A 21,207-nucleotide genomic window follows, 5' to 3' on the forward strand; every position below is an offset into this window, starting at 1 on the left:
GGGAAAAACACAGACGCGCGGGGTGGCGGAGCCGGCGGTCCGGCTCCGCCACCCCGCGCGCTGGCGGCCTCCGGACCGGATCCTCGCGGACGCCGGTCCCGGCGGTGGCGCTGCTGTGTGCGGTGGTGCGTTGTGCGTGCGTGGTGCGGTGGTGCGTCGTGCGGTGGTGGAGCTGTGCAGGGGTGGAGCGGGGGCCCGGGGCCTGCCCGGGCCACACCGGGGGTGGATCAGTGCGCGGCCACGCGCGCCATCGCACCCGTGCGGCGCGGCTGCATCGGGACGCCGCCCGCGGCGGGCCGGGCCTGCGGTGCCGGTGGGCGGTCCCGGCGCGGCTGGGCGGCCACACCGTTCTGGACGTCCATCACGGCGTGCGCCACGAGTCCGCCCATGGGGTCGTGGCGGATCAGGTCCCGCAGCCGGGACCTGGACGAGCGCCCCTCGTTACCGGGGTACAGGTGCTTGCCGAGTCCGACCGCGTGGGCCAGCGCGGCGAGCGCCGCGGTCCGCGGGTCCGGCGGTACGCCGGTGCGGATCGCACTGTCGAGCCGGGCTCGGATCTCCCGGCTGATCTCCGTGTCCGTCGCCTGGTAGCGAGTCGTCGGCAACACGCCGCACATCTGTCCCGCGACGGCGTGAACCATGCCGCAGCGCTCCAGGTGCGCGAGGTAAATCTGGCGCAGCCCCAGCCGGGGTCCGCCGATCCAGTGGACGGCCCGTACCGGGCTGCCGCGCCTGCGCAGCAGTTCCAGTGCGGAGTCCAGAGTCGGATCTCCTGTCGGCCGTGGCATCACCACGGCGATACGATCCCCATCAGGGGCTATCCGTCCTGCCAGAGCCAGCTCCACTAGCTGTGCCCCGGCCAGGCCGAGGTCGAGCGACTGCGGCTGCGCCGTGGTACCCGTGGCCGGGTCCAAGGCGAGCAGCAGAAGCTCCTCCGGAATTGTTCTGCGGCTCCTGCCCATCCATGCCTCCCCGCGTGGATGAGTGACAGGGTGACGCCTCTCACATTCATCTGTCGAGAGCGCGTGGCCGCTTTGTGGGGGAACCCGCAGCTATGTCGTTCTCGTCTGGCACGGGGGCGATGCCCCCGAGACGGGACACTGTTAGACATTCGGACAGCCGAACGTGGCGGCGATGAGGAGGAGCGGTGGCGGGCGAGTCCCCCGACAAGTCGGTAGATGAAGAAACGCCGGGGGCGGCGGAGCCGTCCGCGGACCGCGACCCGAGGCTGTCGGTGTTCCGGCCGAGGGAGTCCGAGGACGGTGCCGACGTCGCCCGTGCGGGCGACGGCGGTGCCGCGGGCAAGGCGGAGGCCGACGCCGAGGCGAAGGCCGAGTCCGGCGGGCGGGATGCGCTGCGTGAGGCGGTGGCGGCCTGGGTCGCCACGTCGGCCGAGGAGCCGGTCGATGCGGATACGGATGCGGAAGCCGATGCCGCATCGCGCGAAGCCGACCCGCCGGCGCGGGCGCGGGCTTCCGAGTCCGATTCCACTTCCGATTCGGCTTCCGATTCGGCTTCGGTCCCTGCCCCGGCTCCGGCTCGGGAGGCGAAGCCCGCGCCGGGCGACAGCGAGCGTACGGCCGTGTTCCGTGCGGTGCGGCCGGGGGCCGCTGGTGCGGTTTCGGGCGGGCGTCCGGCGGGTGGCGCGGAGGTCGGGGCCGCTGGTGAGCGCGGTGTGAAGCCGGGCTCTGCCGGGGCGGCCGCCGCGTCTGACGAGCCCGCGGACAGCGAGCGTACGGCCGTGTTCCGGGTGCCCAAGGTGGACGCGCGCAAGCCCGACGCCGGGCAGAAGCCGAAGCCCGCCGCCGTGAAGCCGCAACAGGCTTCCGCTCCCCCTTCCGTTTCGCCCCAGGCGCCGGCACCGGAGCCGGCACCGGAGCCGGCACCGGCACCGGCACCCGCCGAGGACAGCGAGAGCACCGCCGTCTTCCGTGCCCCGAAGGCCAGCACCTTCGTGCCGCTGCGCACCGACGGTGACGGCACGGCGGCGGCCAAGCCGAAGCCCGGGCCGAAGGACCCGGCCCCGTCGGCCCCGTCGGCCCCACAGGTCCCGTCGGTCTCCGCCGCCGCCTCCACCGCCACCGAGCGCCTGGATCGCGGTGACCGGAGCGAACGGACCACTCAGCAGCCGCTGCCGCCCAAGCCGCCGCTCGACATGCTGGCGGACCTCACGAACAACCCGCCCCCACCGCCGAGCCCGCTGCGCACCGCCGTCCGCCGGTTCAAGATCTACGCGCCGCTCGTCGTGCTCCTGGGGATCATCCTGGCCATCGTGCAGCTGGTGCGCCCGCTGCCCGAACCCAGGCTCGTGATGACCGCGAAGTCCTCGTACACCTTCGAGGGCGCCATGCCGCAGCTGCCCTGGCCCACCGAGGGACAGGCGTACATGGCGGCCGCCGGCCTCGGCACGCTCGGCCAGTCCGGCGAGCAGAAGCCGGTGCCGATCGCGAGCGTCACCAAGTCGATGACGGCCTACATCATCCTGCGCGACCACCCCATCGAGAAGGGTGGGCAGGGCGCGATGATCGACGTGGACAAGACGGCCGAGACTGAGGGCAAGAGGAACGATTCAGTCAACAACGAGTCGACCCTCGACACGGTCAAGGAGGGCGACAAGATCTCCGAGTACGACGCGATCGCCGCCCTCATGATCCCATCGGCCAACAACATCGCGCGGCTGCTCGCGCGCTGGGATGCCGGCTCCCAGGAGGCGTTCGTCAAGAAGATGAACGACACCGCCAAGGAACTCGGCATGACCAACACCACGTACACGGACCCCTCGGGTCTGGACGCGACCACGGTCAGCACCGCCGAGGACCAGGTCAAGCTGGGTCTGAAGCTGGTCGAGATCGAGACGCTGCTCGACATCACCAAGAAGCCGTACTGGGTCGATCCGTCCGGCAAGAGCTGGCGCAACTGGAACGGGCTGACCGGCTCCGGCGGCGCGCTCGGCATCAAGACCGGTACGACGACGAAGGCGGGCGGAAACCTCCTCTTCGCCGCGCAGAAGAAGATCGGCAACACCAACCAGCTGATCGTCGGCGCCGTGCTCGGCCAGCACAAGCCGTCGATCATCGACACCGTGCTCGCCGCGAGCAAGCAGCTGATGAACGGTACGCAGAAGGCCCTCGAAGGTGCGACCGTCGTGAAGAAGGGCGACGTGGTGGGCTATGTCGACGACGGACTCGGCGGCCGGACTCCGGTCGTCGCCACCGCCGACGTGGAGGCCATCGGGTGGGCCTCGCTGAGCGTCACCGTGAAGCTCGCGAACGGTGGCGGCCTGGTGCCGCAGACCGCGAAGGCGGGCACCGAGGTCGGCGTGCTGACCGTCGGCGAGGGCGCCAGCCAGGTCAAGGTGCCGGTGGCACTGAAGAGCGACCTGACCTCGCCGGGCATCGGCAGCAAGCTGACGCGCATCGGCTGACGGCCGCCCGCGGCCGCCCGCGGCTGCGCGTGGCCGTGCGCGGCCACGCGTCGCCCTCCGCAGCCGTGCGCGGCCGTCGCGGGCACGCGCGCTGATCCGGCGCCCCGGGCAACCCCGGGGCGCCGGTGCGCGTCTAGCGAGTGTCCGCTCGGTCCCGCCGACCGGACGCGACCTGAGGCAGAGGGACCGGGACGCACGGACGCGTGCCGGTGGGGATCCACGTGTTGGGGAGTGCGGCAGTGACCACCGCTGAGCAGCAGGGCCGGCGCGGGGCCGTCATCGCGTCGGCACCCGGTGGCGGCCCGGGGCGCGGCGCCGTGCCGCCACGGCAGGAGCCGCCCGGGCGGCCGCGGCGGCGCACCCGCGCCCTCGATCCGCTGCGCCGCCACCCGGTGGCGGTCGCCACCCTGCTCGCCGCCGTGCTGCACGTCGTCTGGTTCTTCACCTTCGCCAGCAGCGGCGGCGACCTCGCCGCGCAGGACGCCTGGGCCGAGTTCGTGGGACGCCATCCGGACTCGGCGTACAACCTCGCCTGGTACGGCGGCATGCACCCCGTCTCGTACAGCGTGGTCTCGCCGTACCTCATGCACCTGCTCGGCGTGCGCACCACCATGATGATCGCGGGCACCGTCTCGGCCGGGCTGCTCGCGCTGATCCTGACCCGCTGCCGCGGGGCGGTGCGCGAGCCGCTGTGGCCCGCTCTGGCCGGGACGTACGGGCTGTTCTGCAACGCCCTCTCGGGCCGCGTCACCTTCGGGTTGGGCGCGATGTTCGCCCTCGGCGCGGTCGCGGCGGTCTTCTGCTGGCCCCGCAAGTGGGCGCGGCGGCGCTGGGCCAAGGCCGCGGTCGCGGCCCCGCTGGCCGGGATCGCGACCGCCGCCAGTCCCGTCGCGGGCCTCTTCCTCGGGGTGATCGCGGCCGCGCTGTTCCTGAGCGGGCGGCGCCCGGGTGCGTACGCGCTCGGGCTGGCCCCGGTGGCCGTGGTCGGGCTGTCGGCCTGGCTCTTCCCGTTCTCCGGGACGCAGCCGATGAAGATCGGTTCGGCCGGGCTGCCGTTCCTGTTCGGGCTGCTGATCTTCTTCCTCGTGCCGCGCCGCTGGAAGACGGCCCGGATCGCCTCCGCGGTCTACGCCCTCGGGGTCTTCCTGACCTGGGCGATCGACTCCCAGATCGGCTCGAACGTCACCAGGCTGGTGATGCTGTTCGGCGGCGCCGTGCTGCTGGCGGCCCTCCCGTACGAGGTCCCGCGGTCGCGGCGCTGGTACGGCGTGCTGCTCGCGTTCGTCGGACTGAACGCCTGGATCACCACCAACAGCATCACGGACATCGTCCGCACCACGCCGGTCGCCGCCTGGAACCGGGAGCTGGCCCCGCTCGTGGACCAGCTCCGGAAGGAGGGCGCCGACCGCGGCCGGGTCGAGGTCGTCCCCGTCAGCAGCCACCGCGAGTCCTCCGCCTTCCCGTCGTACGTGAACCTCGCGCGCGGCTGGAACCGGCAGGCCGACCTGGAGCGCAACCCGCTCTTCTACGACGACACCCTCACCGCCGACAGCTACCGGGCCTGGCTGGAGCGCTGGGCCGTGCACTACGTGGTGCTGCCGGCCGACAAGCCCGATTCGGGGGGCGAGGACGAGGCGAAGCTGGTGCGCGCCGGGCTCCCGTACCTCCAGCAGGTGTGGGGCGACGCCAACTGGCAGCTCTTCAAGGTCGACCGGCCGACGGACCTGGTGACGGGGCCCGCCAGCGTGGTGCGGGCGGGCGCCGACCAGCTGGTCCTCGACGTGAAGCAGGCCGGCCGGGTGCGGGTGCGGATCCCGCACTCGCCGTGGCTGGGGCTGGTGGACGGGGAGGGCCGGCCGGTGCCGCCGCCGCAGGAGACGGCGGACTCCAAGGCGCGGGGCGCCGTGCCGAAGGAGTTCGCGAACACGGCCGGCTGCCTGTTCAAGGCGCTCCCGGACGGCGAGGGCGACGTGTGGACGGAGCTGCTGGTCCCGACGCCGGGGGAGTACCGGGTGGCGGCGAAGTACCAGCTGCCGCGGGGCACGCCCTGCCCGGAGGAGGTCATCCCGGCGGCGCTGGGGACGCCCGAGCGCCCGGCTCCGGCTGCCCCGTCCCCCTCCGCTCCCTGACATCTCCGCGTTGATGTCTTTACGCTCCGGTCCGGGTGCGTTGCTCTGTATATCTGCATACGATCCCAGTAGTCCGATTGGGTGCTTCCTGAGGGAGTTGACGACGGGATGACCAAAGAACAGAAGCGGGACGTCCGGGCGGCCATCGCCAAGGCGCAGGAGGCCGCGCAGCCGCCGCGCCCCCCGGGCCACGGCTTCGACGGTCCTGTACGGAGCAAGGTCAAGGGCGGACTGCACACGAAGGCCGCGCTGAAGCGGGCCGGCACTCCGCAGGGCGACCGCATCGGCGAGCGCACCAGTGGCCTGAGCTGACCCCTCGCGGGACGGCGCATCCGTGGTGGCGCAGCCCTTCCGGCAGCCCTTCCGGCTCCTGCCGGGAGGGCTTCGAACGTCCCGGGAGGCGATCTGGCCGGATCGCGCGGGATCAGGCCGGAACCCGCCGGTCGCCCGCCCGGGCGGGCGGATTACCGTGACCTGACCATGAACGAGATGCAGCGCGGAGCGCGGCTGCGGCCGCACCTGCGGCTGCCCGCCTGGACGTCGACCCTGACCTGGAAGGCCACGGTCTTCATCACCCTGATGTGCTGCGGGCTCGCCGCGCTGCTCGGCTGCCTCGTGCACGGCGCCATGACCCGCCAGACGGTCGGCACGGCCCGCGAGAAAGCGATCTCCAAGCTGGAGCGGACCGTGCAGCTCTACGAGACCGGTGCCCGCCTGCCCCGGGGCGAGGGCATCGACCCGCCCGGCCTGCCCCCGCGACTGCACGCCCTGGCGGCCGACGGGAAGCGCGGCACGGCGGTCGGCACGCACCGCGGGCGCCCGGTGATGTGGGCGGCCGCCCCCGCCGAGGACGGCGCCGCGATCGCCGTGTCCGTGGACTTCCGCGGAGCCGAGCGGACCATCGCCAACCTCGACCGGGCCATCCTCGGCTCCTCGGGCCTGGCCATCGGAATCACCCTCCTCATCGGCGCGGCCGGGGTCGCGCGGATCACCCGGCGCCTGCACGTGACCGCGCAGGTGGCGCGCCGGATCAGCGCCGGCGACCTGGACGCCCGGGTCGGCGACAGGGCGCGCACCAAGGACGAGGTCGCCGCCGTCTCCCGGGCCCTGGACACGATGGCCTCGTCGCTCCAGCGCAAGCTGGAGGCGGAGCAACGGTTCACGGCGGACGTCGCCCACGAACTCCGCACCCCGCTGACCGGCCTGAACGCGGCCGCCGAGCTCCTGCCGCCGGGCCGCCCGGCCGAGCTCGTACGAGACCGGGTGCAGGCGATGCGCTCGCTGACCGAGGACCTGCTGGAGATCTCCCGCCTGGACACGCGCAGCGAGCGCGTGGAGCTCGACTCGCACGACCTGGCCGACCTGGCGGCCCGCACGATCCTCGCGTCCGGCACGGACACGGCCCTGACGGTGCTGGCCTCCCCGCGGGTGGAGACGGACCGGCGCCGCCTGGAGCGGATCCTGGGCAACCTGGTGGCCAACGCGCACAGCCACGGCGCCGCCCCGGTGACGGTCACGGTGGACGGCCCGACCGTGACCGTCACCGACGCGGGGCCGGGCTATCCGGAGTACCTGATCATGACCGGCCCGCAGCGGTTCCGTACGGAGGGCACGAGCAAGGGCCACGGGCTGGGCCTGACCATCGCCCTCGGCCAGGCACGGGTCCTCGGCGCCACCCTCGCCTTCCGCAACCGGGCGGAGGGCGGCGCCGAGGCGCGCGTCACCCTCCCGGAGCCCTCGGTACCCGAGACCTCTGCGGTACCCGAGACCCCTGCGGCACCTGAGCCGCTTCCCGGCCGGGACGGCGACCCGGCTCCCGGCGCATGCGCCCGACGCGGCCGCTGAACCGCCCCGCCCGTCGCCGTACGACCGCCACGCGAAGAGGACCCCCGCCGTTTCCGGCGGGGGTCCTCGACTGTGCCCTCGGCAGGATTCGAACCTGCGACACCGGCTTTAGGAGAGCCGTGCTCTATCCCCTGAGCTACGAAGGCGGGGGCTTGTCGCGAACCTTGTCGGAAACCCCAGAGGGATCGCCCGAGCCGCTTCGGCAAGCGTGCTGGTCGGATGACGTGCGCCCGCCCGGGCGGAGCTGTCCTCGCGGACACTTTCCCCGGCACACACCTGGTAGTCGTCTGACCGCTGACAGCCTAGCGGATCGTGCTGGGAGTGGTCGCACGGATTGCCGTGGGAGTGGGCTTGAGGTGAAGGCATCGTCGTGACCTGGGGTTTCTGAGCGTCTGGGGTGGTGGGTGGGGAGGCCGGGGGTGCTGCACGGGTGTGGGCAGGCTGCTGGAGCGTCCGTTCTGTTCCGCTTGCCATGGATGGGGCCTTTTCAACGGAGCGACGGCCGCGCCCTGGGGTGGGCGCGGCCGTCGTGGGGTCGAGGGGTGTCAGGCGATGCGGAGGACCTGTTGGGCGTTGCTGCGGGCCTGGAGGTGGATCTGGTGGCTGGTGGCGTTCTGGGAGAGGGCGAAGCCGAGAACGAAGATCTTCTGGCGATCCACGCCGTAGGCGATCATGCGGCGATTCCAGAGGCTCTGGTCGAATTGGCTGTGTACGGACTCGGAGTCGGCGCGGTAGGGGTAGAGGAGCTGGTGGGTGAGGCTGGCCTCGGGGATCTGCTGAAGGTATTCGGCTCGGTGGAAGCCGCGTTCGCTGTCGCTCTTGATGCGCTTGCCGGTGTCTGCGGAGCGCAGGGTCCGGTCGGCGGGGGTGGTGGTGATGCCGACGGGGACGCGGTAGTCGTGGTCGCCGTGGCGGCAGGGGATCTTGAGGACGTGGTACCAGCGGCTCTTGGCGGCTCCGGCACGGTGCTCGAGCTTGGTGATGGGGAGGGGTTCGAGGATGCGGGTGCCGTCGTCGATGCGGATGCTCTCGGCGATGCGGCCTTGGTCGCACCAGAGCTCGTGACCGCTTCGGCAGGGGCTGATGCGTTCGTAGAAGACGGGGGCGACGGATCCGTGCTGCTTGTTGATGGCCAATAGGCCGGCCCGGGCGAGGGCGTCGCGGTGGACACCGCGGAAGGCTCCGTCGTAGACGACGCCCATGCAGTGGGGCAGTGCGTCCTTCAGCATGCGGAACTGGCGTACGGCGATGGCTGCTTCGTCTTCGTACTCGCCGCCGGCGACGTGGGCGAAGCTGAGGATGACGCGGGTCCAGTAGCCGGTGTCGCGGCCGGAGGCGAAGAACCACTTGGTGCCGCGTACCCGCCGCTTCTCCTTCTCTCCGTTCTCGTAGTAGATGCGGGCGGCCGGGTCGACGCGGTGGTTTCGGATCAGGCCGGTGTCCTCGTCCGCGATCTCCACGGCGCGCGCTTTGGAGGGTGCCTTGGGGACGGTGGCGTCGCCGACGAGGAGCTGTCGGCGTTCGGGGCGGCTCCATACCTTGGGCGTGTCCGAGGGGAACAGCCCTTGGCTCAGGGCTTGCTGGGCGGCATACCTGCGGAACGCTTCCTCGAGTGCGTCAGTGGCCGGTACGAGGAGGTTGTTCAGGGCGTCCTGGTACTGCCCGCGGGAAGGTGCGGTGAGGGGCAGGGCTGCCGCTGCCCTGCGGCCCAGGTGGCGGCGGATGCTCGCCCTTACGCTGCGCCAGTCCTGGGGAGAGGCGAGGAGTCCTGTGGTGGAACGCTTGGACTTCTTCACCGGGGTGAGGGCGGCCATGATCAGGTAGACGATGCCCGGGTACTCGCGGGGGCAGCCGACGACGTTCGGCGGGGGTAGGAGTTCCGCCATCTCGTAGAGGAGCGGGTAGTCGAGGCAGTCGCGGACGCGCTCCGCGATGCTGCGCTGGTCCTGGTCGGTGAGCTGGCGTTTGCGGTTCGGGCGTTCGGGGTGAGACTTGGGGGTTCCGAAGACGTCGTCAGGCACGGGCCGGGCCCCCGTCGGTGTAGGCGGGGTCGGTCTGCCAGTCGTAGCCGACGATGGAGGCGGCCCTGTCCAGGGATCGGAGCCCGAGCCTTCGGGCGGATTCCTCGATGCGGCCGGTCACCTCGAAGGTCTCGACGGCGGCACGGGTGGTGACGGAAGCCGGGGTGACGTCGGGTTCCCCGTCAAGGCCGATCCTGCGCAGCAGATCGCGGAGCGCGACACACGTGCGCGATTGCAGGGCCGGATCGGGTGCCGGGGTACAGGACACTGCGAGGCGCGCGGTGGTCTTGTCCGGGTGCTGAGCGAGGACGTGGCGGGCTCGATCGGCCAGTACGTGGCGGCTCCAGGCGTCCAGCCGGCACCAGCGGGGGTCGTATTTGCGCGCTCCGTGCATCCAGACGCGGCTGTGCGGCAGGTCGAGGTCGGCCACGACGCTGTGCCCGATCTCGCCGCTGTGCCCGCCGGCCAGGGCGAGGGCGGCCGCGGCTGCGTGCCGGGTGGGCCGGGCCGCGTATGCGGCGTGGTGGCGCAGCAGTACGGCCTCGTCTTCGGTGAGAGGGCGGGAACCTTCGTAGGTGCGGGCGGGCAGGACGATGTTGCGTGTCGGATCCTGGTCGCTCAGGCCGAGCTCGTGCAGGGTGCGGAAGGCGGTTCGCAAGACGCTTCGGCGGACTCGGCGGGTAGCCACCGCCGAGTCCGAGACGTGGCCGTGGCGGCTCCGGCCCTTGGCGTTCACGAAGTCCTCGGCGATGCCATCGGTGACGTCCGAGATGAGCAGTACGCCTCGCGCAGTGGCGTTCCGTCCGAACCTCTTGATGAGGAGACCGAACTTGTCGAAGGTCTGCTCGGACATCTCGTCGAGGGCGGTCATCTCCCGCCATGCGTCGATGACGAGGTCGATGGCATGGATGAGAGACAGGTCGCTTCCCATGATGACGGTCCTCCGGAGGGTCGGGGAGAGCAGTTCGACCCCTCCCCCGACCCTCTGAATGGGAAGATTCGAATGATTCATTGTGTTCCGTACTTGCACCATTACGGTGGGCATGTGTGATCTCCGCTGCAACCCGAGGTGGGCGAATGGATGAGGACGCGCCGAAGAGACCCCGGGCAGGACGGCCCGGGGCGTCACTCGGTGCGGCGGGGCGAGCCGGCCTGGCTAGGCGCGGGCCGCCGGCCCTCGGAGCGAGCTCACGAGGGTCCCGTAAGCCCGCATGGCCGCTACGAAGGTGTCGTCGGGTAGCGCCATGGTCTCTTCGACGGAGCTGAGGAACAGGCCTGATCCCGGAGCGGCGGGGGGCGGGGGTGTGGGGATGGAGCCCGGGAGGCGGACCAGTCCGTCCTTGGCGACGTGGACGATCAGGGCGTAGTCGAGCCAGTCCACCAGATAGAGCCCGCGTTCGGGCGCCGCTGCGGGCAGCCCTTGGCCGAGCTCTTCGGCGAGCGTGGTCCTCTGCCGCGGCCCTTGTCGCAGGAGGCGCTTGGCGGCCTTGGTGAACCAGGCGGACTGCCAGTGGTCATGCAGGAAGAGGCGAGCGCGGGCGGAGTCCTCCGCCCGGAGCCGCGTCAACTGAAAGCCGGCATCGGTGACCGAAAGGGCTCCGTGGTGCGTCTCCAGCAGGCCGGCTTGACGAAGAAAGCCCTGCGAGGAGGAGATGTTGGAGGCGCTGAGCCCCACCTTGGTGGCGATCTCCGAGACCGGGATGGCCAGGCGGTCGTCGCCGCCCAGTTCGGCGACGGCGTCGACCACCTTCAGCTGCCGCAGGGTGGCCATTCCGCCGGTGGGCATGATGATGCGGACTTTGTCTGCGGCACTCATCGAACACCCCCGTGGGGGTACCGGGGCGTCAGACTGCTGCTGGCATGTAGGGGCCAGTGGTGCATGAATGCGTCAGATGGCATGGTGTGGGCCCTCATTTATGATCAAGTGCTGAATGCACAAAATTCCCGAGGGCCGGGTGGGCCGCTACTCCATGGCCTAGCCTGGAGGCGGCGCGTGGGCCCTCAGCTGACGTGTCACGGCGTCGCCAGGGTCTTGACCACCCAGGCGGCGCCTTTTTTCTGTTTGGAAGATGGCGATCTCTACGTGCGCGGCTCCTTGCTGACCAGTCGGTAGAGTCCGCGGCCGACAATGAGGACCTTCCCCTTGGCCCGCATGTGGCTCGCGCAGTTGGTGATCTGCCGAGGTGTCGCGTCCGGACGCTCCAGCTGGGCATGGGCGACGATCTTGGAGGTCGGTGTATCCAGGCCGTCCGCGAGCGCTTCGAGGACCAGCTCTGTGAGGGACTTCTGCTCCGTGTCGACGCCCGAGGCCGGCCGCCCCGCCGCCTGATGTGGCACACCGGAGTCACGGGCGTCGGAGCCGGAGCTCTGCGGCTCCGCGGGATTCGGGCGATCACCTGGATCCGTCGGTGGATGTGAGGGCTGCTTCGCCCCCAAGAACTCCTCGGCCTGGCGAACCGTGTCGCTCACGGCCGACAGTCGTACGTCGGCCGCCAGGAGGGATCGCTCCGCTTCTTCGAAGCGACGTTGGAGGTCGGCCATCTCTTGTCGCACCTCGGCCAACACGCCAGTCGCGATGACCCATTTGGCGTGTTCCCCGGCCTGGATCTCGCGAAGGTGTTCAACGAGAGGGTGCGCGGACCCCGCTCCTGTTGTGGTCATGCTCCGCTCCCCTCGGATGATCCACCCACAAGCTAGCGAGCCTTCGCTCGCTCCGCAGGCAAATGCATAGATGCGAGCGTGCAGAGTCTCTGGGGTTGGGTGCAACTCCGCTGTAAGTGACTCGTGTTGGAGGCCATGTCTCTTATGACTTGCATGATTTCTCCGGTCTCGGTGCATCTGAGAACGCTTGCCGGAGTGGCGCATCGGGCGCGCGTAGTAGTCGAGTGGCGCGCGAGGGGCCGGGTGGTGTCGTCGCCCGCCACCACGGAGCGCTGCCGAAACCCTGGAATGTGCCGCACCGACGGCTCGTGGACCCTTACGCTGTTCCGTACTTGCAACACACAAGAGGTCTCCGTTGCGGGATCCGAGACAATGGAAGGGTCGGCCCCATGGGTACGTGGGATGATCTCGGCATGCCCCGGAGCAGCAACGACAAGCAGCCGCGCGACTACGTCGTGGACGGCGCTTGGCCCAATGCCGCTCTCGCTCCTGATGCTCCGGTCAGTGCCTACTACGGCCAGTCCCTCTCCCGGAACCTCGCGCGGGCCATGTCCTCCACCGGACATACGCTGCGCAGCCTCGCGGCAGCGACCGGCCTGACCCATTCGACGATCAGCAGGGTGCTCAACGGCAGGGTCATGCCGGACTCGGGCACGCTCGCCCGCTTGGAAGCGTCCTTCGGTTTCCAGATCTGGCCCGGGCCGGCGGCGCTGCCGCCCGCGCCGCCCGAGTCCTGAGGTCGCCGACTACCCACCCGTTCGGTCCGCCCGGAGTGCGTCGCGCTCCCGACGGGCCATTCTTTTTCTTGTGGGTATGTATGCACCAGAGGTGCGGCGGCGTGTGGTGTATCTCGTGTGCTTCGACGACCTTCACCGGATGGGCCTTGTCCAGTACTCGCCGGGGCTCATGAGCCTCCCCATGGGCGCGTGTGCCCCGGGTGAGTCGTACAGAGCGGCTGCATGCCGACTCGCTGCCGGCTTGGCTTTCCGGTTCGGCGGCACGGTGGCCCGGCTGGATGGCGTGTCGCCCGGTGACGGCGCACATCGGAAGGCACGTCTGTTCACGATGCACGTCGAAGGCGGCCCCGGGCCATCACAGTTGTGGCTTCCGTGGCGCCAGGCGCTCGGGGAAGTGGCGCACCTCGGAATCCCGGAGCTCGAGCCGTTCCTGGAGGGCTACCTCGAAGGCTGGATCCCGGACGGCTGGATCACGCTCACCTCGGATCGGCGGAACTGACCGGGTGGGGCTTCCTCTCCGCTGATGCCACGGCGAGCACCGTCGTGAGCAACGAAGTGGCGACGAGGGCTGCGAAGAGCGGGGAGTAACCGCCGAACTGCGTGGCGAAGGCGGCTCCGGCCCAGTTTCGCTGAGGCCCATCATGTGGGGTGGCCGCGATACTGGCCGCCCCACCCGCACCATCCGGATCCCGAGGCAGTCTTCACAGGTCCGGAGATCGACGAGCTGCCCGCCGAGGGCATCTGGTGGCGTGCTCGAAGCAAGACCCCGGCCCGCACTTTCGACGCCGCGCGCGGCCGGAACGCTGGCCGCCCTCCTCTACGACTGGATCGGAACGCTTCCGTCTGCCGGTCGCCGACCTCCCCTCTCTCGGCAAGCCCGACCCTGAGACCGCGGCCGAGATGGTCCGCACGACGTGGGGGCTGGGGAACGCCCCGGCACCGAACATGGTGCACCTACTGGAGGCGCACGGCGTCCGAGTCTTCCCGCTCGCGCCCGACTACGCGGAGGTCGACGTTTTCGCCGTCTGGCGCGGGAGAACCCCGTTCGTCTTCCTGAACACGATGAAGTCCGCCGAGCGCAGCCGCTTCGACGCCGCCCACGAATTCGGGCACCTCGTTCTGCATGGCACCGACCGCGAGTGCGCCGGCCCCGAGGCCGAGCGGCAGGCGAATGACTTCGCCAGCGCCTTCCTCATGCCCGCTTCGAGCGTGCTGGGCCACATGCCGACCGGGGCACACGTCGATCAGATCCTCAAGGGCAAGGCCATCTGGAACGTGTCCGCGATGGCCCTGACCTACCGCATGCACGACCTCGGACTACTCACCGACTGGCAGTACCGTTCCGCCTGCACCGAGCTGAGCCAGCGGGGCTACCGCAAGGCGGAGCCCGAATGCATGAAGAAGCGGGAGACCTCTCAGGTGCTCACCAAGGTTTTCCAGGGCCTGCGGTTCACGGGAATGTAGCCGGCGGCGGTGGCAGCCGAGCTGGGCCTCACGTCGGACGAGATGAACAATGTGCTCTTCGGCCTGACGATGACGATGGTCGGCGGCGAAGGCCAGCGAGCCGCATTGGAGCCTCGGCGCGCCTTGTCCCTGGTCTGAACGGCCGATGCTCATCCTCGCTTTTGCCCTTTGGCGCTCCGTTCCTGCAGGGGCTCCTGAGGACCGCAACGATGAGGTGGAAGGGATGACCGCCGAAGGTTCGAGCGCACCGGACGGCGCGGGATGAACGAGGTCGCCGGGCCTCGGGGCGACGACCGGACGCCGCGCGAACGCCCGAGGAATGGGGAAGCCGGCGGCCCGCGGCTCGAAGGCGGTCGTCGAGGAGCTGGACCCGGCGACCGGCACAGGGGGCAGAAGGGCCTCGATGCAGGGTGTGCGTGTTCCTGCCTCACAACCGGTGCAGCGAGGCTGGCGCGCTGTTTGATCACCCAGGCGATGGCTCGTCCTGCGGCATCACGAGTAGCAGGTACGAAGATGTCGCCACTCCAGCCGAGCCTGCAAGGTGTACGAGCGGGTTACCCGACAGCGTCGCCGTCGAGGTCCAGGCGGATCAGAGCCAGCGCCGCGGCGATCTCGACGGTCATCTCGTCGTCGGAGCCGAACACCATGCACATGTCCTGATGGAGCGGTTCGAGGACCTGCCGGGCTTCGGCGGCTCGGCCCTGGGCGAGCAGCAGCATCCCAATGTTGTGCCGCAGCTCCACCGCTTCCTCGCTCACGTCACTGTCGACGGCCCGCACCACGTTCAGCACGCCCTGGAGCGCGGCGAGCGCGTCGGTGACCTGGCCTAGTTCGGCGCGGCACCGGGCCGCCTGGGCGCGGCAGGCGCGGGACTGCTCGCCAGTGGGCCCGGCGATGCGGGCGTAGGCGTCGGAGAGTGCCTCGAACTCGGGCAGGGCGGCCCGGTAGTCGCCGCCGAGGAGGCGGATGGCCGCTCGCTGGCGGCGCAGCGCCAGAACGGCCTTGCTCTCGGAGCCGAGGGCGAGGGCCGCGGGTTCGATGATCTCGCCGAGCACCTCGGCGGCCTGAGCGAACCGCTCCTCCTCCAGCAGGGCGTCGGAATGGGCGTACGCCGCCTTGATGTCCTCACGCAGTTGGGCGGGAACGGGCACCGGCCGGGCCCCCGGGAGGACGGCCGTGGGCGGCACATCATCAGGTACGGGCGACTGGGCGCGGGCGCGGGGCGCGAAAGGACGACGGAAGACGCCCGTCGGGTCGGGCGCGCCGGCCGGCCCGGCGTCCGTCGTGCCGGGCTCCTGGCCCGGAGGCGGCAGGAACGGCAGCAGCCGCGCGTACACCTCCTGCGTGTCGGCGGGCCGCGCCTCGGGCGCCTTGCGCAGCAGGTGCAGGACCAGCTCCTCCAGCGCCTCGGGGACGTCGGGCCGCAGCTGCCGCAGCGGGGTGGGGGCGGCGTTGACGTGCTGGTACATCAGCATGTACTCGCTGTCCGCCTCGAACGCGAGTCGTCCACTGAGGAGTTCGTGCAGCACGCAGCCCAGCGCGTACAGATCGGTCTGCGGGGTGATGCGTCCGCCACGCACCTGCTCAGGCGACATGTACTGGTGGGTGCCGATGGGGCTGCCGGTGGCGGTCAGTTTGGTGACGTCGGTGCGCAGGATCGCGGCGATGCCGAAGTCGAGGACCTTCACGGTGCCGTCGCGCGCGACGAGGATGTTGCCCGGCTTGAGGTCGCGGTGGATCACCGGGACGTCGTGCGCGTATGACAGTACGGTCGCGACCTGCGCGGCGACGGCCGCCGCCCAGCTGACCGGCAGCGGCCGGCCGGGGTCCAGGTAGGCGGACAGCGGTACACCGTCGACGAGCTCCATCACCAGGAACAGCCGCTCGTACGATGCGTCGAGCACCGCGTCGTACACCTGCGGCACGCCGGGGTGCTGGATGCGCGCGGTGATGCGGGCCTCGCGGCGGAAGCGCTTGGCGAACTCCTCGGCCAGTTGCGGGGAGGTGACCGACGCCTGCCGGATGAGCTTCACGGCGACGGGCCGGTCGAGCACGGCGTCGTAGCCGCGCCACACATCGCCCATGCCGCCGTGGCTGAGCTCCTCCAGGAGTTCGTAACGGTCGGAGATCGCCTCCTGCGGCACCTTGCCCCCGGTGTGCGTGATGAACGGTCACGGTCAGGGGTCAAGTGTGGCCGCTGCGTCGATCTGCCGTCCAGCGATCACGGTGCGCAAAGGGCCACGGGGCCGCCGACCGCTGGGACCGGCACGCGCCTTCTGCACAGTGAGCCGAGTTGAAGAACGCCACCACTTCGGAGATCCGGAAGCCGACCGACGGATCAGGCTCAGCCTTCCTGGTCGAGATCCTCCTCGTTCCCGCGCCGACGGCGCGCCAGCTCGACGATCCCGCTGGTGACCTTCCCCGTCATCGAGCCGGCCCGGTCGAGGGTCTCGTTGCCGAGGCTTCTGGCGGCACCGACGCCCTTTGCCCCTGTCTCGAGCGCCTTGTCCCTCGCCTCCGCGGCCGCGTGCACCCATCGTCTCGCATCCGATGATCGGCGGCCGGACTCAATTCCGAGCCGCCCGTGAAAGTCATGGACGCCGGTCGCGACATGGTTGCTCGACTGGACTATGGCCGGGGACTTGGTCGGGTGCAGCAGCACCTTCGCGTTGGCGGTGGCGGCAGCCGCATTCATCCGGGCCACCAGACGCTCGGTGCTCCGCGAGATGAGATCCAGCCTGTTCTGTCGGGCAACCCGAAGCCCGAGGCGATGCCGGTCCAGCTCCTCCGGAGCCGTGTCCAGCACTCGGTCGAGTTCGAGCACGGCGATCGCGTCCTGAAGCTGGAAACAACGAGCCAGAACGGCGAGCCACTCCTGAGCCTTGGACTCTGCTTCGGCGGCCGCCGTGGCGAGATCGGCAATTTTGGACTGGCTCTTGCGCTCCACCTTCTCCGCGAGTGCATCGAGTTGACCCAACGCGTACGCCTGGGTGTCTGCGATCGTCGCCGGCGCCGCCTGCACCTTTGACCACGTTACGTCGGAGACCCGGCCCACCTGCTCTCGGATGGTCATGGTCTCCTCGATCACGAGGTCCACGCCGATCATGCGGGCCAACGCAGCGTTCTTCTGGGCGCGGAGCACGTCGTCGACCTTCTCGTCGATCGCGGCGAGGTAGTCGGTGATCTCGTCCATGGTCTGCTGCATCGCGAGCTGCGCCATGATCCCCGCGGCACCAGCCAGACGCGCCGGGTTGGTCAGAAACGAGCCGGCCCCCTTCTCGATCTGGAGCCATGACTTGATCGAGCCGGGTTTGCCCAACATGGCATGGCTGACGCCTGGCGTCTTGGTTTCCATCAGCCCGAACTTCTTGAGACGCTGCGCGGAGTCCGTGGTCAGCTTCACCCAGCGACCGGAGTTGGCGGCTATCTCTGAACCTGCCTGCGCGACGGCAGCCCCGGCGTCGAAGACGGACTTGAGCCGTCCTGCTCCGAGGTCCTTCGACGGCAGTCCCTCCGAGGCGAGGAAGCGTTCGACATCGGTCGGATTCCCGATGACCGCCAGTCCGTCACCGTCACTGATCAGCTGAATCGCGTTGTCCATTGCCCGCTCCTGAAGTGGCTTTTCGCAGTTGAGGGGTAGTGCGGTGAGCACGGCGGTCGCCGTGCAGGAGCCGAGGTCTTCCTCCAAAGGACGCCCCGGCCGGCGCTTCCGGCCGGGGCGTACGCATCAGAAGTCGTCGTCCAGGCCCTCTTCGCGGCGGATCATCCGCCAGGCGGCCTTGCGGGCACTGCGGTCCAGGCTGGACTTGAAGCCCTTGTCGGGGCCGAAGTACTGGCGGCCCATGCCCGCGATGGTGTCGATGTGGTCGGCCATCTTGTCCGCGAAGACGTTGTCGAAGACGAGGCCGAAGTTCTCCTCGTCGTTGACGACGGCCGCTGCCCGCACCTTCGGGTCGGCCTTGGCCTCCTCGAACGGGCGGATGACGTCCTGCTCGGTGAACTCGGTGCCGAAGCGTTCGTTGAACTTGTCGATCAACTGCGAAAGCAGCGACTTCTCCACTTCCTTGGCACCGCCCGAGCCGTCGCCGAAGCCCTGCATCGTCGTCGGCCCCTCGGAGGTGAGGGAGACGTCGTACTCGCCGGTCTTCTCCACCCGCATGTGGCTGAGGTCGATCTCGCCGATGTCCACGCCGCCGTCCGCCCGGCGCGGCAGGCGGTTGAGGAGGTAGCGGCCGTAGAGGTGCAGCCGCTCCAACTCGGCGTCCTGGTAAGGAACGATCTGTGCGAGGAAGCCGTACTTCCTGACGTAGTCGTTGAGGTCGGCACGGAAGCCTTCAGCGGTCTCCTGGTCCTCCGTGTCCTCGCTTTCGAGCAGGGGCGTGAAGCGGGCGACGGCGGGGGACAGTCGCCGGTACAGCTCGGCGTGCAGCTTCTCCCACTTGGACTGCGAGCCCGCGGCCTTCTCCTTGGCGGCGAAGTACGCGGCGGCGAACTCGTCCATCTCCTGCCCGGACAGGATCGCCGCCTGCATGACCCGGCTCTGCGCGGTGTAGAGCAGGTTGGGGTCGGAGGGGAGGGTGTTCGCCTCCTCGAAGTACGGGCGGAAGGAGTCCTGTATGTCGTTCGCGTCGTACGAAGTCCAGGACCGCCAGGTCCGCCTGGGTCTTGCGCTCGGCGGTCCGGTTCAGCCGGGACAGCGTCTGGACGGCGGAGATGCCGGTCAGCGACTTGTTGACGTACATCGTCGTCAGCAGCGGCTGGTCGAAACCGGTCTGGTACTTCTCCGCCACGACCAGGATCCGGTACTCCCGCTGGCCCGCACCGCCGGCCCGGGCGGCCTTGTCGTCGGCACGCGTGTACGCGAACGCCTTCGGCAGCGCGCTCTCCGACAGCCCGCCGTTCTCCTTCGGCTCGGTGGTCTCCTCGCCGTCGACCGTGAGCGAGCCGGAGAAGGCGACGAGGACCCCCAGGTCGGGGTACTTGGTGTCGTAGTCCCGGTCCTTGATGTAGCTCTTGATCGCGCGCGCCATCTGCACAGCGGACTGCCGGGAGGCGGTCACCACCATGGACTTGGCCCGCCCGCCGAGACGGCCCCGACTGTGCGCCACGAAGTGCTCCACGATCACCTGAGCGTGCTGGGCGACCGTCGAGTCATGGGTGAGCGCGTACCGGGCGAGCAGGCCGTTCGCCTTCGACGGGTCGACCTCCCGCTCGTCGGGGTTCTGGTTCACCAGCTTCCAGTACGTGTTGTACGTGACGTAGTTGCGCAGCGGGTCGAGGATGAAGCCCTCCTCGATCGCCTGCCGCATGGAGTACGTGTGGAAGGGCCGGTAGGCAGCCTTGCCGTCGATGTCCTGGAGCGTGCCGAAGAGTTCGAGGGTCTTGGCCTTCGGCGTGGCGGTGAACGCGAAGTAGGAGAGGTTCGCGGCGCGGGAACGCTGCTCGGCCCTCTTCTTGAGCTGCTCGTCGAGGGTGGCGGCGGCCTCGGCCTTGACCGTGGTCGCGCCCACGTCGTCCGAGTCGGAGTCCAGGCCGAGGTCGCGCAGGGCGGACCGTACGGCGGTGGCGGCGTCACCGGACTGCGAGGAGTGCGCCTCGTCCACGATGATCGCGAAACTGCTGCCCTGGATCTCCGTGGGGTTGCGCTGCAGGTAGTCGAGCAGCGCCGGGAAGGAGTGCAGCGTGACGGTGACGATCTTCCCTGTGTCGCGGGAGAGCGCCTTGGCGAGCTGCTCGCCCTTCGCCCCGTACTTCTCGTCGATCTTCACGACGAGGCCCGCGGTCTGCTCGAAGTTGCCGACCGTTTCGCGGAGCTGGGCGTCCAGGTTGCGGCGGTCGGTGATGACGATGACCTTGTCGAACACCGGCACGCCCGGCTTGAGGCCCTTGGCGAGGGCTTCGGGGTCGAGCTCGCGCGGGTCGGTCGGGGTGTGCAGGTCGCTGAGGCGGTGCGCGAGCCAGCCGATGGTGTTCGACTTGCCGGACCCGGCCGAGGCCATGACCAGGTAGTCGTGGCCGGCGCCGTGGGTGGCGGCGTGCGCGGTGAGCTTCTTGACGGCGTCCCACTGCTGGAACCGGGGGAAGACCATCGTCTTCGTCGTGCCGCCGCCGGGCGTCTTGCTCTTGTGCAGGTGCACGAAACGCTGGAGCAGGTCCAGCCAGTTGTCCGGCCGCCAGACCTGCTCCCAGAGGTAGGAGGTCGCGTACGTGCCGTAGGTGGTGGGGGCCGGGTTGCCGGCGCCGCCGGGCTGGCCGGGGCCGTTGGAGCCGGTGTTGAACGGCAGGAAGCGGGTGTTCTTGCCCTTGAGCTGGGTGGCGACGAAGACCAGGTCCGGGTCGACGGCGAAGTTCGCGACGACGCGGCGCGTGAAGATCAGCTCGGTGGGGTCCCGGTCGGTCCGGTACTGCTCCTTGGCCTGCTCCACCCCCTGCTTGGTCAGGGGGTTCTTCAGCTCGGCCGTGGCGACCGGTATTCCGTTGAGGAAGAGGGTGAGGTCGAGCCGGTTGCCCCAGTCGGCTTGCTTCGTCGCGTACTCCAGCTCGCGGACGACGGTGAGGCGGTTGGCCCGGTAGCCGTCGAGCACGGAGTCGTGGGCGACGAGGTTCGGCTTGAAGTACGCGACGCGGAGGAGAACGCCGCGGTCCTTGACGCCGTTGCGGAGGACATCGAGGAGCCCGTTGGTGGCGATGGCCTGGTCGAGGCGACCGGTGAACCCGCGCTGCGCCTCGTTCGGGTCCCCGCCGTAGACGGTGAGCAGCTCGCTCCACTCGTCGGGCTGGGTCGCCCCGATGAAGGTGAACAGTTCGTTGGTGTCCAGACCGAGGTCGGCCCGGTAGTCCTGCGGACGCGCCTCGCGCCAGCCGCGCTCGACCATGGCGGCGACGATGGCCTCGCCGAAGGCGGACTCCGTGTGGATGGGGCTCAT

The 21,207-nt window shown here is 70.0% G+C and carries 15 protein-coding genes, 1 tRNA gene and 1 pseudogene; 8 read left to right on the plus strand and 9 right to left on the minus strand.

The window, feature by feature from the left end; translation table 11 throughout:
* Positions 1–227: 227 nt before the first annotated feature.
* Complete coding sequence (locus AW27_RS19350; RefSeq protein ID WP_037924988.1) at positions 228–962, minus strand: GOLPH3/VPS74 family protein; 735 nt, start codon at positions 960–962, stop codon at positions 228–230.
* Between the two features lie 185 nt (positions 963–1,147).
* Here AW27_RS19350 and AW27_RS19355 point away from each other — a divergent pair, with 185 nt between their 5' ends.
* From AW27_RS19355 to AW27_RS19370, 4 genes are all read left to right on the plus strand, one after another.
* Positions 1,148–3,424, plus strand: a complete 2,277-nt coding sequence (locus AW27_RS19355; RefSeq protein WP_037924990.1) for a D-alanyl-D-alanine carboxypeptidase family protein — start codon at positions 1,148–1,150, stop codon at positions 3,422–3,424.
* Between the two features lie 239 nt (positions 3,425–3,663).
* A complete protein-coding gene (locus tag AW27_RS19360; protein ID WP_370466506.1) occupies positions 3,664–5,553 on the plus strand; it encodes an MFS transporter in 1,890 nt (629 codons plus the stop codon).
* 108 nt (positions 5,554–5,661) lie between these two features.
* Positions 5,662–5,865, plus strand: a complete 204-nt coding sequence (locus AW27_RS19365) for a hypothetical protein (RefSeq protein ID WP_236647740.1) — start codon at positions 5,662–5,664, stop codon at positions 5,863–5,865.
* 168 nt (positions 5,866–6,033) lie between these two features.
* Positions 6,034–7,398 (plus strand): sensor histidine kinase, encoded by a 1,365-nt coding sequence (locus AW27_RS19370; RefSeq protein WP_063890622.1) that lies wholly within the window; start codon positions 6,034–6,036, stop codon positions 7,396–7,398.
* 73 nt (positions 7,399–7,471) lie between these two features.
* Here AW27_RS19370 and AW27_RS19375 read toward each other — a convergent pair.
* The 5 genes from AW27_RS19375 to AW27_RS19395 form a co-directional block, all read right to left on the minus strand.
* A tRNA-Arg gene (locus tag AW27_RS19375) sits at positions 7,472–7,544 on the minus strand.
* 399 nt (positions 7,545–7,943) lie between these two features.
* Complete coding sequence (locus tag AW27_RS19380) at positions 7,944–9,419, minus strand: hypothetical protein (RefSeq protein WP_304949888.1); 1,476 nt, start codon at positions 9,417–9,419, stop codon at positions 7,944–7,946.
* Complete coding sequence (locus AW27_RS19385) at positions 9,412–10,350, minus strand: hypothetical protein (RefSeq protein ID WP_052031094.1); 939 nt, start codon at positions 10,348–10,350, stop codon at positions 9,412–9,414. The genes AW27_RS19380 and AW27_RS19385 overlap by 8 nt, the downstream gene beginning before the upstream one ends.
* 225 nt (positions 10,351–10,575) lie before the next feature.
* A complete protein-coding gene (locus tag AW27_RS19390) occupies positions 10,576–11,235 on the minus strand; it encodes a hypothetical protein (protein WP_157840294.1) in 660 nt (219 codons plus the stop codon).
* A 263-nt stretch (positions 11,236–11,498) separates the two neighbouring features.
* Positions 11,499–12,080 carry a hypothetical protein gene (locus AW27_RS19395; RefSeq protein WP_037925000.1) on the minus strand — a complete coding sequence of 194 codons (582 nt, stop codon included), beginning with the start codon at positions 12,078–12,080 and terminating at the stop codon, positions 11,499–11,501.
* Between the two features lie 413 nt (positions 12,081–12,493).
* Between AW27_RS19395 and AW27_RS19400 the strand changes: the two genes are divergently transcribed.
* The 4 genes from AW27_RS19400 to AW27_RS19415 all read left to right on the plus strand — a co-directional run bounded on the left by AW27_RS19400 (position 12,494) and on the right by AW27_RS19415 (position 14,419).
* A complete protein-coding gene (locus tag AW27_RS19400) occupies positions 12,494–12,817 on the plus strand; it encodes a helix-turn-helix domain-containing protein (protein WP_063890625.1) in 324 nt (107 codons plus the stop codon).
* A gap of 241 nt (positions 12,818–13,058) precedes the next feature.
* Positions 13,059–13,316 carry a hypothetical protein gene (locus tag AW27_RS19405; protein WP_157840295.1) on the plus strand — a complete coding sequence of 86 codons (258 nt, stop codon included), beginning with the start codon at positions 13,059–13,061 and terminating at the stop codon, positions 13,314–13,316.
* A gap of 401 nt (positions 13,317–13,717) precedes the next feature.
* On the plus strand, positions 13,718–14,281 hold the full coding sequence (locus AW27_RS19410; protein ID WP_052031097.1) for an ImmA/IrrE family metallo-endopeptidase: 564 nt from the start codon (positions 13,718–13,720) through the stop codon (positions 14,279–14,281).
* A 9-nt stretch (positions 14,282–14,290) separates the two neighbouring features.
* Positions 14,291–14,419 carry a hypothetical protein gene (locus AW27_RS19415; protein ID WP_269084582.1) on the plus strand — a complete coding sequence of 43 codons (129 nt, stop codon included), beginning with the start codon at positions 14,291–14,293 and terminating at the stop codon, positions 14,417–14,419.
* Positions 14,420–14,835: 416 nt separating this feature from the next.
* Here the strand turns inward: AW27_RS19415 and AW27_RS19420 are convergent, their stop codons facing one another.
* From AW27_RS19420 to AW27_RS19430, 3 genes and pseudogenes are all read right to left on the minus strand, one after another.
* Positions 14,836–16,425 (minus strand): serine/threonine-protein kinase, encoded by a 1,590-nt coding sequence (locus tag AW27_RS19420; protein WP_037925005.1) that lies wholly within the window; start codon positions 16,423–16,425, stop codon positions 14,836–14,838.
* A gap of 200 nt (positions 16,426–16,625) precedes the next feature.
* On the minus strand, positions 16,626–17,882 hold the full coding sequence (locus tag AW27_RS19425) for a hypothetical protein (protein WP_037925007.1): 1,257 nt from the start codon (positions 17,880–17,882) through the stop codon (positions 16,626–16,628).
* Positions 17,883–18,008: 126 nt separating this feature from the next.
* A pseudogene (locus AW27_RS19430) lies at positions 18,009–21,207 on the minus strand (type I restriction endonuclease subunit R).

This window comes from Streptomyces sp. PCS3-D2 (genome assembly GCF_000612545.2).
GTDB lineage: Bacteria > Actinomycetota > Actinomycetes > Streptomycetales > Streptomycetaceae > Streptomyces.